The following is a 14,254-nucleotide window of genomic DNA, read 5'->3' as shown; positions in this document are numbered from 1 at the left end:
GATGAATCAAGTAAATATGTTCGATGTCAAATTTGATAACTATGATTTCATGGATTTGCTCGATTACATTGACAAGACAATCCGGGAACGGAGCCAATCCTACATCCTGACCTGCAATGTCGATCATGTGATCAAGCTGCGCAAGGACAAGGAATTTCAGAATGTGTACTCAGAGGCGGGTGCGGTGGTGGCAGACGGAATGCCGCTCATCTGGGCTTCGAAAATGCTCGGCAAGCCGCTCAAGCAGAAGGTATCCGGCGCGGATCTGTTCAATCGGCTGGGCAATGCCTTTGAGCAGCGGAAATACCGGCTGTTCCTGCTTGGCTCAGCTGAAGGGGTGCCGGAGAAAGCGATCCGCAATCTGAAGGCGGCATATCCCGGAATGAATATCGTCGGTTCTTACTCTCCCTCCTATGGCTTTGAGCATAACGAGGAAGAGAACGAGCGAATTGTGAGAATGTTGACTGAGAGCCGGCCGGACATTGTGTTCGTCGGGGTAGGCGCACCCAAGCAGGAAAAATGGATCTATCGCCATTACACCTCTTATCAGGCACCGATCTCAATAGGTGTGGGTGCAACCTTCGATTTCCTCTCCGGTTCGGTGAAGCGGGCCCCCGACTTTATGCAGCGAACCGGTCTTGAATGGTTCTGGCGTCTGAGTCAGGAGCCGAGGCGATTGTGGAAAAGATATCTGGTCGATGACGCGCAGTTTTTGGTCCTGCTCCTTAAGGAGTTACGGAAGCGGGATAAAGCGAAGGGAGGCAGGGGGAGACAATCATGATGAGCCGGAATGAGAACAGCCTGACCCTGCCTTCACTGGCAACCTTAAAGACGGCAGGGAACACTTGGGCACTGGCTGCTATCTGCCTAGTGCTTCCGCTAGCCATTGGCTTTGCCAGCGCTAAGCTAAGTCCCGCCAACAGTTTACAGGGGGCGATTCTGGCGGGTGTATTATTCCCGGCCTTCCTCCTGGCACTGTTGAAGCCGCGTCTGCTGTTAGCCTACACGCTGCTGATCTGGGCCATTGCCCCGGAGCTGCGGCGGATCTCCGACTGGTCGGAGGGCGTGTACCATTCCGTATCCATGCTCAGTCTGGCACCTCTGCTGACCGGGGCGACCTTGGCTATTCCAGTGCTGCGGGAGATTCATAAGATCAAGAAGCCTTCTGCCCGCATCATTCTTCTGTTCGGAACTGCACTTATCTACGGTGCCCTGATTGGGCTGGCGAAGAACGGTATGAGCTCCGTCTATGATCTGGCTAACTACCTGGTCCCGCTGATGCTGATTCCGTACTTTGCGGTCATGCGTTTCACGGCCAAGGACATCGACCGGCTGCTTTACGACTACGCGAATATAGCTGTCCTGGTCTCGATTTACGGGATCGTGCAATATTTGGTTGTTCCGCCATGGGATGCCTTCTGGATGAACCACGCAGAGATGATCTCGATTGGTTTTCCGGTCCCGCTGGAAATTCGGGTCTTCTCCACGTTGAACTCTCCCGGTCCGGCCGCAGCTTTTCTTGTCTTCGCGCTGGTGCCGATGATCCTGGAGAAGCGCTGGCAGGGAACACTCCGCTGGGTCGGCGTTATGCTCGTTGTAGTCTGCCTGCTGACGACTTTGGTCCGCGCAGCCTGGCTGGTTCTGCTGGTCATGCTACTTGTCTACATTGCGTCTTCCCCCTCCAAGGGGAAGTGGAAGACATTGCTCCAGCTCATATTCGTCGCCGCAGCGCTTTTCTGGATTGTTCCGAAGCTGCCAGGTGCCGAAGGGCTGGTGGCGAGAATGGAGACCCTGGGCTCCGTTCAGGAAGACCACTCTTATAACGAACGCCTTGATCTGTGGCAGCGGATGGTGCCGATGGTCGCTTCCAATCCGGTAGGGCAGGGAATCGGCAGCGTCGGCCAAGGGACGAAGATTGGCAATGGTGGCGAGCTTGGGGAGTACGGCAACATGGACAACGGTTTCATTGCCTTGTTGCTGACCTTTGGTGCCTTGGGCGGACTGTTTTTCTTCTGGGCACTGGGAGCGGTGCTGAAGCAGATTGTGACCAGAGTGACCAGCAGGGATAGCCTGCAGCCGTATGCCCGGCTGTCCCTGGCGGCCTGGATGGGAGCAATCGCCTCGCTGATGTCCGATAACGGGTTCCCAGGACTCAAGGGATACCTGATCTGGATGCTGATTGGCCTTGGTCTCAGCGGCAAAGAGATTATAGAGAGCAGAAAGAAGGGAGAACCACATGCAGCAATTGAACGCAAAATCACTTCCGGCTAGCTCGATATGGTCCTCCCTCCGGCAGTTCACCAAGAGCAATGATAATAGCTCGGCAGCAGTTAAAACCATGTTCGTTAGTGTACTGATCCTGGTACTGAACATGCTGACGGGCGTACTGACCGCCCGCTATCTTGGTCCATCAGGTCGCGGTGAGCAGACCGCGATGGTGAACTGGTCGCAATTCCTGGCGTTCAGCATGAGCTTTGGCATTCCGTCGGCGCTGATCTATAACGCCAAGAAGAACCCGGAGGATGCCGGCATCCTGTACCGGATGTCGCTGCTGATCGGTCTTTGCTTCGGCGCAGCCGCTACGGTGGTTGGTGTTGTGGTGTTGCCCTACTGGCTGAAATCCTTCAGTCCGGAAGTCGTCCGTTTCGCACAGTGGTCGATGCTTCTGTGTCCACTGATTGTGATCTCACAGGTCAACAATGCCGCGTTCCAATTCAGAGGCGATTACAAGCGATTTAACTGGATGCGGTATCTGGTTCCACTGCTCACCCTGGTGATGATCGGGATTCTGATATTTACGAAAACCATCAGTCCCTTTACTACAGCAATGGCTTATCTGCTGCCGGCTGTACCGATCTACATCTATATTACAATCTCGCTGCTTCGTGCCTACAAGGTGAAGATGAGAGATGCCTACTTGAACTTCAAGCGATTGTTCACCTATGGGATGGGCTCTTATGGTAATGACCTGCTGGGGCAGTTCTCGTACTATATTGACCAAATTATCATTGCAGGTCTGCTGCGGCCTGCGGATCTCGGACTGTATGCGGTGGCGGTCAGCCTGTCGAGAATGGTTAATTTCTTCTCGACCTCGATTACGATTGTGCTGTTCCCCAAAGCATCCGAGCTGCCCAAGGATGAGGCGATCGCACTGACGTTCAGGGCCTTTCGTATCAGTACAACGTTCACCCTGTTAGGATCGTTGTTCCTGATGGTTGTAGCACCGTTCGTGATTCCTTTGTTGTACGGTAAGGATTTCAATACGGCACTGACCGTGTTCCGCTTGCTGCTGCTGGAAGTTACGATCAGCGGAGGCACACTGATCCTCGCGCAGGCGTTCATGGCGCTTGGCAAACCGAAATTCGTATCCATTCTTCAAGGCGTAGGTTTGGCACTGGTAATTCCACTGCTGTTTATCCTGGTACCGCGGTTCGGATTGTTCGGTGCCGGTGCGGCGATGCTCTCGTCGGCTGTTCTGCGGTTTGGTTTTATCATTCTGAATATTCGCTACAGCCTGAAGGTCAAGATTCCGCGGCTGCTGATCAACGCGCAGGATATCCGCTGGATGAAGACGACGATGAATTCCTACATTCGCAAGAAACCTGCGGATGCCCAAGGTTAAGGGCAAGAGAACTTAAGTAATAGAAGGAGGAACCCCTCATGGATTCAGTGACAAGCGTGCTTGGCAGTCCGGGTAGTTACCCGATCTCGGCTGTCATTATCGCTCAGGACGACGAAACTCGCATTTCCAAGGCCATTCTGTCCTGCAGACTTTTTGCCGACGAGGTTGTAGTCATCGACGGAGGCAGCAAAGACGGAACGGTAGGGCTCGCCGAGAGCTTGAATTGCCGGGTGTTCGTTAATCCATGGCCCGGATACGCGAAGCAAAGGGAATTCGGAGTGGAACGCGCCGTCCATGATTGGGTCTTTCTTATTGATACCGATGAAGTGGTCAGCGACGAACTGGCTGCCGATATTCTTGAACGCAAGCCCGGGCTGTCCGATCCCGGCGTGGCCTATTCGTTATACCGGATCGGAGATTTCCTGGGCCGATGGCTGGATCGTGGAGAGCGTCTGGTGCGGCTGTACAATCGCACCCAATATGGCATCCGCAACAGTCTGGTCCATGAAATGCCGGATGTGTCAGAGAAGGATACCGTCCGCTTGCAAGGAACCTTGTGGCATCAGGGCTTCCGCAGCATTAATGACCATGTGGCCCGGTTCAACAAGTATACCGACCTTGAGGCGCAAAGCGCCCATGACAGCGGCAAGCCGTTTCGGATCAGCCATCTACTGCTGAGACCCCCGGCGCGTTTTCTGCAGAAGTATTTTATACATGGATTGTTCAGGAAGGGGATGGCGGGTTTCGCCGTATCCGTATTTTGGGTGATGTATGAATTCATGGTTGCCTTCAAGCACTACGAGTTAAAAAGCGCAAAAAAGCTGGCGAAGCACAATGAGCTGGCACACAATCAAACACTGGCTGAGGTCCAGGCGCAAATTCAGGCCCAGACCCAGGCGGAGAAGGATAAGAAGGGGGAGAGAAGTTATGCCGTACAATGACGGATTGAACATTATGACAACAGGCCTTAGCTGGCCGTCATTACAGCCGGGTGGACTTAATACGTATTTCAAATCCATCTGTGAGCAGCTCTCCTCACGCAACCGGGTGCATGCCCTGATATGCAGTCAGGAAACGCCGCAGGTTCAGGGCCAGCTCATTATTCACAACGCCGGTGATCCCAAGGAATCCATATGGAAACGCAGAGATGCATTCCAACGTAAAGCGGCGGAGCTGATGGGAAGTGGCAGCGGAAGAGTGGATGTGCTGTACTCTCATTTTGCACCCTATGGTCTTGGTCCGGCGATTGAGGCCAAAAAACGCGGCATTCCGGTAATCATGACCTTTCACGGTCCGTGGAATGAAGAGATGAAGATCGAAGGCCGGGGCATCAAGCACCGGGTCAAAACGACGCTCGCCAAATCCATTGAACGCAAAGCCTATAAGCTCGCAGATAAATTCATCGTACTCAGCGAGACCTTCCGTGACATTCTGCATGAACTGCACGGGGTTCCGCTTCATAAGATCATCGTCATTCCCGGAGCCGCTAATGTGGATCGATTCCATCCGGCGACCAACAAGCTGGCGATCCGCCGGGCGCTGAATCTGCCGGAGGGTGCCACGACGGTGCTTACCGTGCGCAGGCTGGTGAACCGGATGGGGCTGCTGCAGCTGCTGGATGCCTGGAAGCAGGTCTCGGAGCGCTTCCCGAATGCGATTCTGCTAATCGGCGGCAAGGGACCGCTGCGCGGAGAGCTGGAGGAGAAAATAGCCGACTATGGACTGAACAATAAGGTTCGTCTGCTTGGCTATATTCCTGACCAGGATCTGGCTGGCTATTATCAGGCTGCTGATATGTTCGTGGTGCCTTCACAGGCACTGGAGGGCTTCGGTCTGATTACAGTCGAGGCACTAGCCACTGGACTTCCGGTTATGGCGACTCCGATCGGTGGCAACCGGGAGATCCTGCAGGGCTTCCGGCCAGAGCTGCTGTTCAAGAGCCCGTCCAGCGAGCATATAGCGGACGGCATTATCCACATGCTTGGCAACCGCAAGCTACTCCCGAGCCGGGAAGAATGCCGGGAACATGCCCTGGAGAAATATACTTGGGAGCATGTGGCGGATGACGTTGAATCCGTCTTCCATCAAGCGCTCGAAAAGGATGTGGCAGCAGGATGCTAAAAGTTGCTTACATCGATCATACCGCCAAGTGGAGCGGCGGGGAAGTCGCGCTGTTCAACATCCTTACGAATATTGGCGGACAAATTGAGCCGCTAGTTATTTTAGCCGAAGAGGGAACCTTGGCCGACCGATTGCGGGAAAAGGGTATCGACGTGCGGGTTATCCCGCTCGATGAGAGCATCCGTAGCCGGGGCCGCAATGCAGTGAATCTGGGTGCTCCAGCAGCTGCGTTAGGCCTGCTGACTTATGGCCGCAAGCTGGCACCGATCCTGAAGCAGGAGAAGGTGGACTGCGTGCATACCAACTCGCTGAAGTCGGCATTGTACGGAGCAATCGCTGCTAAGAAAGCGAAAATCCCGTTGATCTGGCATATCCGTGACCATATTGGTGTTCCGTATTTGAAGCCAATTGTTGCTAAAGCCATCCGGCTATTGTCACGTTTGCTCCCGAACGGCGTCATCGCGAATTCCCACTCCACGCTCAGCGCTTTGGAGCTGCCGAAGTCGAAGAAGACGCTGGTGGTCTACTCAGCCTTTGCCAAAGCCATCGGCAGCGGGATTGGAATCGGCCGCAAGGATCGTAAGGACTTTAACGTTCTGCTGGTGGGTCGGCTGGCACACTGGAAGGGCCAGCATATTGTACTGGAAGCTGCGAAGACGTTCAAACACGACGAGCGGGTGAAGTTCTGGCTGGCAGGTGATGCGTTATTCGGTGAAGCAGAATACAAGAATGAGCTGATCACAACCATCGAGCGCGAGAAGCTGTCCAATGTGAGCCTGCTAGGTCATGTGGAGGATATTCAGGGCCTCATGGCCAAAGCGGATTTATTGATTCACACCTCGGTGACCCCTGAGCCATTCGGCCAGGTTATTGTCGAAGGCATGGCAGCTGGCCTGCCGGTTATTGCCTCCAATGAAGGCGGTCCGGTGGAGATCGTAGTTCCAGGTCAGACTGGGTTGTTGATTCAGCCCGGAGATCCGGTTGTTCTGGCCGAGGCCATTACCTGGATGCTGAATCATCCGGAAGAAAGACGCGTGATGGCGGAACACGGCATGAAGCGTGTGAAGGAGCATTTTGTGATCGAGAACACGGTGAAGGATATTGTAGATTACTACAAAGGTCTAGTCGCAGGCACCTGACACCCCTGATCAATCTTCGGCTTTGACCGGAGCGAACCCATGAAGCTGACAATTTGACGATGAAATGACTTTCTGATCATGATGCTCCATAAAACTTTGAGGATGATTCACATGAAAATTGCGATAGCGCACGATTACCTGATTCAGATGGGGGGAGCGGAACGCGTGGTGGAGGTGTTCCACCAGATGTATCCGCAAGCTCCGATATACACCACGGTTTTTAATGGAAGCCGTCTGACCGATAACCTCAAAGATGCCGACATCCGAGCTTCCTGGCTGCAGAAAATCCCGGGCGTGAAAAGCAATTTCAAAAATGTGCTGCCGCTGTATCCGATGGCTGTCCGCGATCTGGATTTCAGCGAATTCGATATCGTTGTAAGCTCCAGCAGTGCTTTTATGAAAAGCATTGAGGTGCCAAAAGCGACATTCCACCTGTGCTACTGCCACACGCCTATGCGGTTCGCCTGGGATTACGATACTTACATGGAGCGGGAGTCCAATTCCAATCTGTTCAAAAAGCTGCTGAAGGTGTACATGGAACAGCTTAAGAACTGGGATCAGCGGACCTCGAAAAATGTAAACCAGTTCGTCGCCAATTCCTCTGTCGTGAAGACGCGGATTCAGAACTATTATCACCGCGATGCGGATGTGATTTTTCCACCGATTAATACGTCCCGCTTCTCAAGCTCGGACTCTATCGGAGATTATTACCTGATCGTCTCCCGGCTGGTATCCTACAAGCGGATTGATCTGGCGGTGGAAGCCTTCAACCGGAACGGACTGAAGCTGTATATCGTTGGCGACGGGCCGGACCGCAAGCGTCTGGAAGGCATGGCGAAGGACAATGTGTCCTTCCTGGGCCGGCTGGCCGATGACGAGGTTACCGGGCTGATGTCACAGTGCCGCGCGTTTGTTTTTCCAGGGGAAGAAGATTTCGGAATCACGCCGCTGGAAGCGAATGCTGCAGGACGTCCGGTTATCGCCTATCAGGCAGGGGGCGCGCTGGACACAATTGTCCCTTATGTCAACGGTGTGTTCTTCCGCCATCAAGAGGTTGAGGATCTGCTGGAAGCCATAGGCGAGGTGGAGGCTCATGCCTGGAACATCGACGGGATTATCGGTCATGCCCAGAAATTCGACGAGCAGGCGTTTATGACCCGGTTTAAGCAGTATGTGGAACAGTCATATGTGAATTTTCTAAAAGGAGGATGATTGTATGAAGCTGGCAGTAATCGGCACCGGTTATGTAGGCCTCGTGTCTGGCGTTTGTTTTGCGCTCAATGGAAATCAAGTCATCTGCGTGGATAAGGATGCGGAGAAAATAGCAAAGCTGAACCAACTGGAATCCCCTATCTACGAGCCGGGCATCGAAGCGCTGATCGAGATGAACACTCAGGAGGGCAGACTGTCCTTCTCCGCAGATCTCCGGGATTCGGTGCGCCGCTCCGATATTGTCATCCTTGCTGTAGGAACACCTTCGTTACCAGGTGGAGAGGCCGACCTTCGTTATATTGAAGGGGCTGCCGCAGAGATTGGTCAGGCGATGGAAGGCTATAAAATCATCATGACCAAATCGACTGTACCGGTGGGGACGAATGAGAAAATCCGCCAGATTATCTCTACACATACGCGGCATCCGTTCGATGTGGTATCTGCACCTGAATTTCTGCGCGAAGGTTCAGCGATCCAGGATACCCTGCATCCGGACCGGATCATTATCGGCTTGGATAATCCTGTGCTGGAGCCGCTCATGCGCGAGCTTCACCAGGGCTTTACGGACAACATTTTCGTGACGGATATCCGCAGTGCGGAAATGATCAAATATGCATCCAACGCTTTTCTGGCGACGAAAATCTCCTTTATTAATGAGATCGCTAATATTTGCGAAAAGGTGGGCGCCGACGTCACTGAAGTGGCGCAAGGCATGGGTATGGACCGCCGTATCGGCTCCTCCTTCCTGCAAGCGGGTATCGGCTATGGCGGCTCCTGTTTCCCTAAGGATACCAATGCCCTGATTCAAATCGCCGGCAACGTCGATTATGAATTCAAGCTGCTGGAATCCGTTGTCGAAGTCAACAAAGGCCAGCGGTTCATGATCATCTCCAAGCTGCATGAATCGCTCGGCAGCCTGCGCGGGGCCGTCATCGGCGTGTGGGGCCTTGCCTTTAAGCCTAACACCGATGATGTCCGCGAGGCACCAGCGCGTGAAATTGTAGAAGCACTGGTAGCCGAGGGGGCTACTGTGAAGCTGTATGACCCGATCGCCGCCGACAACTTCCGGCAGCAATACGACCATCCTCAGCTCCGCTGGTGCGGGCTGCCGGAGGAAGCTGCCGCAGGCAGCGATGCGATCTGCCTCCTGACAGACTGGAGCGTGTTCAAGGATATCGATCTGCACGGGCTAGCGGAAAGCATGCGCCGCCAGGTCCTGATCGATGGCCGCAACGTCTACTCCAAGGAGCAAATCGAAGGCACTGGCCTGGAGTACCATTCCGTGGGCCGTCCACAGATGGGCGGCTTGAGCGGCTACTCGCCAAGCGTAGCCGGCGCGGTATAAAACTGAGGCTGCGCCAGTTTGGCCGGTTTGGTAAGGCAGGGGACTGCACTAGCTATGCTAGTGCAGTCCTAGAGTCGATGAGGCTGACGCATAGGGGTACTCTAGTGGGCGCCCGTATCGGCGGATGCAGGGTAAACACTGGTGAGGCTCATACTAGCTGAATTACAGGAGAACCGGTAGTGGGAGCTCGTATTAGCTGATATAGGAGAACCGGTAGTGGGAGCTCGTATTAGCTGATATAGGAGAACCGCTAGTGGGAGCTCGAATTAGCTGAAGTACAGGAGAACCGGTAGTGGGAGCTCGTATTAGCTGATATAGGAGCAACCACTGGTGGAGAGCTCATACTAGCTAACATAGTAAGAACTTTCCTGTGCTCCTGTGCTCGCCAGTCCAGCCAACAGAACTGACTCCGTGGCCCTACGGGACAGTTACTTTCGCCCCAAACTGACCAGAATAAGAGTGACGGAAGTACAGGCAATTTCTAATTAGAATTCCCGAAGTGTAATTAACGGCATTTTTGTACTCTAAATATTCTGTAGCTAAGGTTTAGAGGTAATTAAGGGCAATTTTGTATCTTAATTATTCCATAATGCCCCTTTTAGAGTGGTTTTTTAAAAAATAAGGTACAATAATGCGCTTAATTCTCTTATTTACCTATTTTTGAGAAATATAAGATACAAAAATGCACTTATTTGGGAGAACCTTTTTTCACGGTTAAGAAGACGGAGAAAGGGAGGGGGCAGGTAGAGTTGTGCTCTAAAGCCCTAAGTTCACCAAAATCACACCTGCTCTTTTGTTTGAATTTTAATAGTGAGAGTAACTGATCAGCATGATCCACTTTTGTTAATATCAACAATCCACCCGACGAGAGCTGGCCTGAAACTTTGTTTGAATAGAGCTAGCCAGAACGTCCAAATGAAACGGGTCTGATAACGTTAGTAAGTACGACCAAATGGAACTTGGTCCGATTAGCGCCAGCAAGTGGTTCCAAATGACAAGTTGTCCGATTAGCGCCAGCAAGTGGTTCCAAAAGACACTTGGTCCGATTAGCGCCAGTAAGTGGTTCCAAATGACAAGTTGTCCGATTAGCGCCAGCAAGTGGTTCCAAAAGACACTTGGTCCGATTAGCGCCAGTAAGTGGTTCCAAAAGACACTTGGCCGAATAGCGCCAGCAAGTGGTTCCAAAAGACACTTGATCCGATTAGCGCCAGCAAGAACATCCGAGTTATCACTATCTATCTATCTATCTATCTATCTATCTATCTATCTATCTATCTATCTATCTATCTATCTATCTATCTATCTATCTATCTATTTTACCCACCATTACGTTTATCCTAACACTTCTTGTGAACTTTCTCTGTTTATCGCTTATGAAACACAGGCGAGAGAAAGGAAGGACTAGACCGATCTTGGCGTTAAGAGATTTAACATGCAGACCCGCCTTAAAGCGATTGATGTGCTGGAGTCTGTTTTACCGGGATTACTTTGTAGAGGTCCAATTGGCCCTTCTATATCGCATATACAGCAAGCATGGGATTGGTTTCGGTTTACCATACGAATGAGGAGGGTTCACTTATGAAACTGGTACTTTTATCAGGCGGTTCAGGTAAGAGGCTCTGGCCATTGTCTAATGATTCACGTTCGAAGCAATTTCTGAAGGTACTGGAAAGCCCGCAGGGTGAGCCGGAATCGATGGTGCAGCGGGTGTGGAGACAGCTCGAAGAGACTGGACTCGCAGATTCATCTTATCTGGCTACAGGTCGTGGGCAGGTAGAAATGATCCAGAGCCAATTGGGAGGCCATGTGCCGATTATTGTTGAGCCTGAGCGCCGCGATACCTTCCCGGCTATTGCGCTGACGGCGGCTTATTTATATACCGTAGCTGGCGTATCGCCTGCTGAGACGGTGGCTATTTTGCCAGTGGACCCTTATGTTGAGGCTTCTTTCTTTGAAACTGTAGCCCAGCTTGAACAAACGATAGAGGAGAGCGGCGCAAATTTGGCGCTCATGGGTGTGGTGCCTGAGCATGCTTCGGAGAAATACGGGTATATCATCCCGACCTCCGATGAGCCTGCGGTGAGCGGCTTTATGCAGGTAAGCCATTTCCAGGAGAAGCCGGATCGCGTTCAGGCCGAGGAGCTAATCAGCCGCAATGCGCTGTGGAACTGTGGTGTGTTTGCTTTCCGTCTCGGGTATCTGCTGGATATTCTGCAACGCAAGGGGCTGCCTCTCAACTATGAGGAACTGCAGAAGCAGTATAAGCTACTGTCTTCTATTAGCTTTGACTACGAAGTGGTAGAAAAGGAAGAGCGAATTGTTGTTCAGCCGTATGACGGCTTCTGGAAGGACCTCGGCACGTGGAATACATTGACGGAAGAGATGAGCAGTAATCATGTTGGCAAAGGCGTTGTCACAGCTGATTCGGAAGGCACCTGCCTCGTGAATGAACTGGATATTCCTATAACAGTCATTGGGGCGAAAGATCTAATTATCGCTGCCAGTCCTGACGGTATTCTCGTAACCCATAAGGCGGAAAGCCCACGGATCAAGGAGGTGCTGAAGTCGTTTGATCAGCGCCCGATGTACGAGGAGCGCCGCTGGGGCCATTATCGTGTCATTGATTATGTGAAATATGAAGAGGGCAATGAGGTGCTGACCAAACGGATTTGCATCTCACAGGGCAAGAATATCAGCTACCAGTTGCATCGCAAACGCAGTGAGATCTGGACCATTATCAGTGGGGAAGCCAGCATTGTGCTGAATGAGAAAATGCACAACGTGAAGGCTGGCGATGTGGTCCGTATTCCGGAGGGCACCAAGCATGCCATCCTGGCTTTGACGGATGTGGAGTTTATTGAAGTGCAGACAGGCTCTGAACTGGTGGAGGAAGATAATATCCGTATCACCCTGAATTGGGAAGATATTGGGCTGCATCAGTTTATCTCCTAGGACCGGATTCCAATGTCAGGAAATTTAATAGAACAAACTATCTATTTAACCAAATGCGAAGTTTACAAAACAGGTATAAAGACTCAAAAATGATATTTTTTTCATAAATGCACTAAAAAATAATTAAATAGCGTCGATATTTACGGTAAGAGGAATAAACCCTCTAATTCGACAAAAGGCAAACCTATCGAAAGGTAGGGACGCAAAGCCACAGGGCCTTTCGCAAGAATGGCAGCCTGGCTACCGAAAGGGAGATGTATGTTGAAAGCTTACCGTAAGTATCGTTTGTTGCGCGCCCTCCTGTCCCTTGTTCTGTTTTTGACAGCCCTTCCCCTTGGAATGGGAATCGTCCCGTCTGCGGCAGGAGCTGCAAGCTCCGGTACTCCGGTTAATCCCGCTGCCTCGCCTGAAGCTGTAAAGTTGCTTAATTATATGTACTCTTTATCTGGAAAAGGAATTATTGCAGGGCAGCATGACTACCTGGAGAGTCCCGACGAGTTCAATCTTAAGCTGCAAGACACCACCGGTAAATATGCCGCACTGCACGGTTACGAGATGGGGGCCATCAGTGGCCAGAATGAGAGTCAGGTTGCCTGGTATCGCCAGAATGTAGTGAACAGCGCCATCAACTGGAACAAAAGCGGCGGAGTAGTCGCCATGACCTTCCATGCCAACCTGCCGGGAACCAGCTATGATTGGTCCAATGTCTCCAGAAGTCTCAGCCAAGCGGAATTCAACAAGTACGTTACACCAGGGACGGTACAGTACAACAACCTGATTGCCGAACTGGATAAAGTGGCTGTACCTTTGAAAAGCTTGCGTGATGCAGGAGTGCCCGTATTATGGCGCCCATATCACGAAATGAACGGAGACTGGTTCTGGTGGGGGAAGAAAAATAATTTCGCTGCACTTTGGAATATTATGTATGACCGTTTTGTTAACGTTCATAAATTGAATAATCTGCTCTGGGTATGGAGTCCGAATGCCCCGAATGCGTGGGCTGATCCGTATGCCCTGACCTATCCGGGTGCGGATAAAGTAGACATTCTCGCTGCAGATATATATGAGAACGATTATAAACAAAGCCATTACGATAGTCTGCTGGCGCTGGCGGCCGGGAAGCCGATCGGTATCGGAGAGAACGGGGAAATGCCAGACGTAGCCAAGCTGAGAGAGACCCAGAGCAAATGGACCTTTATGATGACCTGGGGAAAAATGCTATACGATAATAACCACACCGACGATATTAAAGGTTTTATGAACAATAGTTACACAGTAACGAGAGACAAGATTGCGGCTGGAGCGGTGCCGGCACCTACGCCACCTCCACCTGCACCAACAGCTATGCCATCGAACACACCGAAGCCTCCTGCTGCGAACGTCCCTACAGGGAATGCTGGAACGGGGGGGACGCATAAGACGGCTAATGGGTTAACGGGAGAATACTTCAATAATATGCAGCTTTCCGGTGCACCAGTTCTTACCCGGGATGATGCAGTAATTGATAATAATTGGCGGCAGGGTTCACCAGATACAGCCCTGCTCGGCGTTGATAATTTCTCTATCCGCTGGACAGGGAAGATCAAACCGCTGTATAGCGAAGATTACCAGATCTACACCGAATCCGATGATGGCATTCGGGTATGGATCAACGGGCAAGCGGTCATTGACAGCTGGAATAATCAGAGCGGAGCTGAGCATCAGGGCAACATCGCCTTGAACGCCGGGCAGCTGTACGATATTAAAGTGGAGTATTACGAGAATCTGGGCGATGCTCGGGTTCGCCTGATGTGGGGGAGTCCTAGTCAGGTGAAAGAAACGGTTCCGGCTAGCGCATTGTTCATAGGCGCGTGAGGAACTGAG

11 protein-coding genes and 1 riboswitch are annotated in these 14,254 nt (G+C 51.9%); of the genes, 10 read left to right on the top strand and 1 reads right to left on the bottom strand.

Going from position 1 to position 14,254, the window contains the following annotated elements:
* Nucleotide 1: 1 nt before the first annotated feature.
* The 8 genes from ACFRAM_RS19565 (at nt 2) to ACFRAM_RS19530 (ending at nt 9,439) form a co-directional block, all read left to right on the top strand.
* Nucleotides 2-781, top strand: coding sequence for a WecB/TagA/CpsF family glycosyltransferase (locus ACFRAM_RS19565; protein WP_379467282.1), 780 nt, complete (start codon nt 2-4; stop codon nt 779-781).
* Nucleotides 778-2,271, top strand: coding sequence for an O-antigen ligase family protein (locus ACFRAM_RS19560; protein ID WP_379467281.1), 1,494 nt, complete (start codon nt 778-780; stop codon nt 2,269-2,271). The genes ACFRAM_RS19565 and ACFRAM_RS19560 overlap by 4 nt, the downstream gene beginning before the upstream one ends.
* The gene (locus ACFRAM_RS19555; protein WP_379467280.1) at nt 2,237-3,622 is read left to right on the top strand and encodes a lipopolysaccharide biosynthesis protein; all 1,386 of its coding nucleotides are present in this window, start codon (nt 2,237-2,239) and stop codon (nt 3,620-3,622) included. The genes ACFRAM_RS19560 and ACFRAM_RS19555 overlap by 35 nt, the downstream gene beginning before the upstream one ends.
* A 38-nt stretch (nt 3,623-3,660) precedes the next feature.
* Complete coding sequence (locus ACFRAM_RS19550) at nt 3,661-4,563, top strand: glycosyltransferase family 2 protein (RefSeq protein WP_379467279.1); 903 nt, start codon at nt 3,661-3,663, stop codon at nt 4,561-4,563.
* A complete protein-coding gene (locus ACFRAM_RS19545) occupies nt 4,550-5,743 on the top strand; it encodes a glycosyltransferase family 4 protein (RefSeq protein WP_379467278.1) in 1,194 nt (397 codons plus the stop codon). The genes ACFRAM_RS19550 and ACFRAM_RS19545 overlap by 14 nt, the downstream gene beginning before the upstream one ends.
* Nucleotides 5,737-6,882, top strand: coding sequence for a glycosyltransferase family 4 protein (locus tag ACFRAM_RS19540; protein ID WP_379467277.1), 1,146 nt, complete (start codon nt 5,737-5,739; stop codon nt 6,880-6,882). The genes ACFRAM_RS19545 and ACFRAM_RS19540 overlap by 7 nt, the downstream gene beginning before the upstream one ends.
* 111 nt (nt 6,883-6,993) lie before the next feature.
* A complete protein-coding gene (locus tag ACFRAM_RS19535; protein ID WP_379467276.1) occupies nt 6,994-8,094 on the top strand; it encodes a glycosyltransferase in 1,101 nt (366 codons plus the stop codon).
* A gap of 4 nt (nt 8,095-8,098) precedes the next feature.
* Nucleotides 8,099-9,439, top strand: coding sequence for a UDP-glucose dehydrogenase family protein (locus tag ACFRAM_RS19530; RefSeq protein ID WP_066377247.1), 1,341 nt, complete (start codon nt 8,099-8,101; stop codon nt 9,437-9,439).
* 849 nt (nt 9,440-10,288) lie between these two features.
* Here ACFRAM_RS19530 and ACFRAM_RS19525 read toward each other — a convergent pair.
* The gene (locus ACFRAM_RS19525; protein ID WP_379467275.1) at nt 10,289-10,624 is read right to left on the bottom strand and encodes a hypothetical protein; all 336 of its coding nucleotides are present in this window, start codon (nt 10,622-10,624) and stop codon (nt 10,289-10,291) included.
* Between the two features lie 393 nt (nt 10,625-11,017).
* On the opposite strand from ACFRAM_RS19525, the gene ACFRAM_RS19520 reads away from it, so the two are divergent.
* Together ACFRAM_RS19520 and ACFRAM_RS19515 are read left to right on the top strand one after the other, a co-directional pair.
* Nucleotides 11,018-12,391 carry a sugar phosphate nucleotidyltransferase gene (locus tag ACFRAM_RS19520; RefSeq protein ID WP_379467274.1) on the top strand — a complete coding sequence of 458 codons (1,374 nt, stop codon included), beginning with the start codon at nt 11,018-11,020 and terminating at the stop codon, nt 12,389-12,391.
* Between the two features lie 167 nt (nt 12,392-12,558).
* Nucleotides 12,559-12,639, top strand: a riboswitch (cyclic di-GMP riboswitch).
* A 10-nt stretch (nt 12,640-12,649) separates the two neighbouring features.
* Nucleotides 12,650-14,245 (top strand): glycosyl hydrolase, encoded by a 1,596-nt coding sequence (locus tag ACFRAM_RS19515; RefSeq protein ID WP_379467273.1) that lies wholly within the window; start codon nt 12,650-12,652, stop codon nt 14,243-14,245.
* Nucleotides 14,246-14,254 lie beyond the last annotated feature (9 nt).

It is taken from the genome of Paenibacillus sp. NPDC056722 (assembly GCF_042790635.1).
GTDB lineage: Bacteria > Bacillota > Bacilli > Paenibacillales > Paenibacillaceae > Paenibacillus_AQ > Paenibacillus_AQ agri.
The sequence above is the reverse complement of the archived record's forward strand: the minus strand, read 5'-3'. Positions and strand labels throughout refer to the sequence as shown.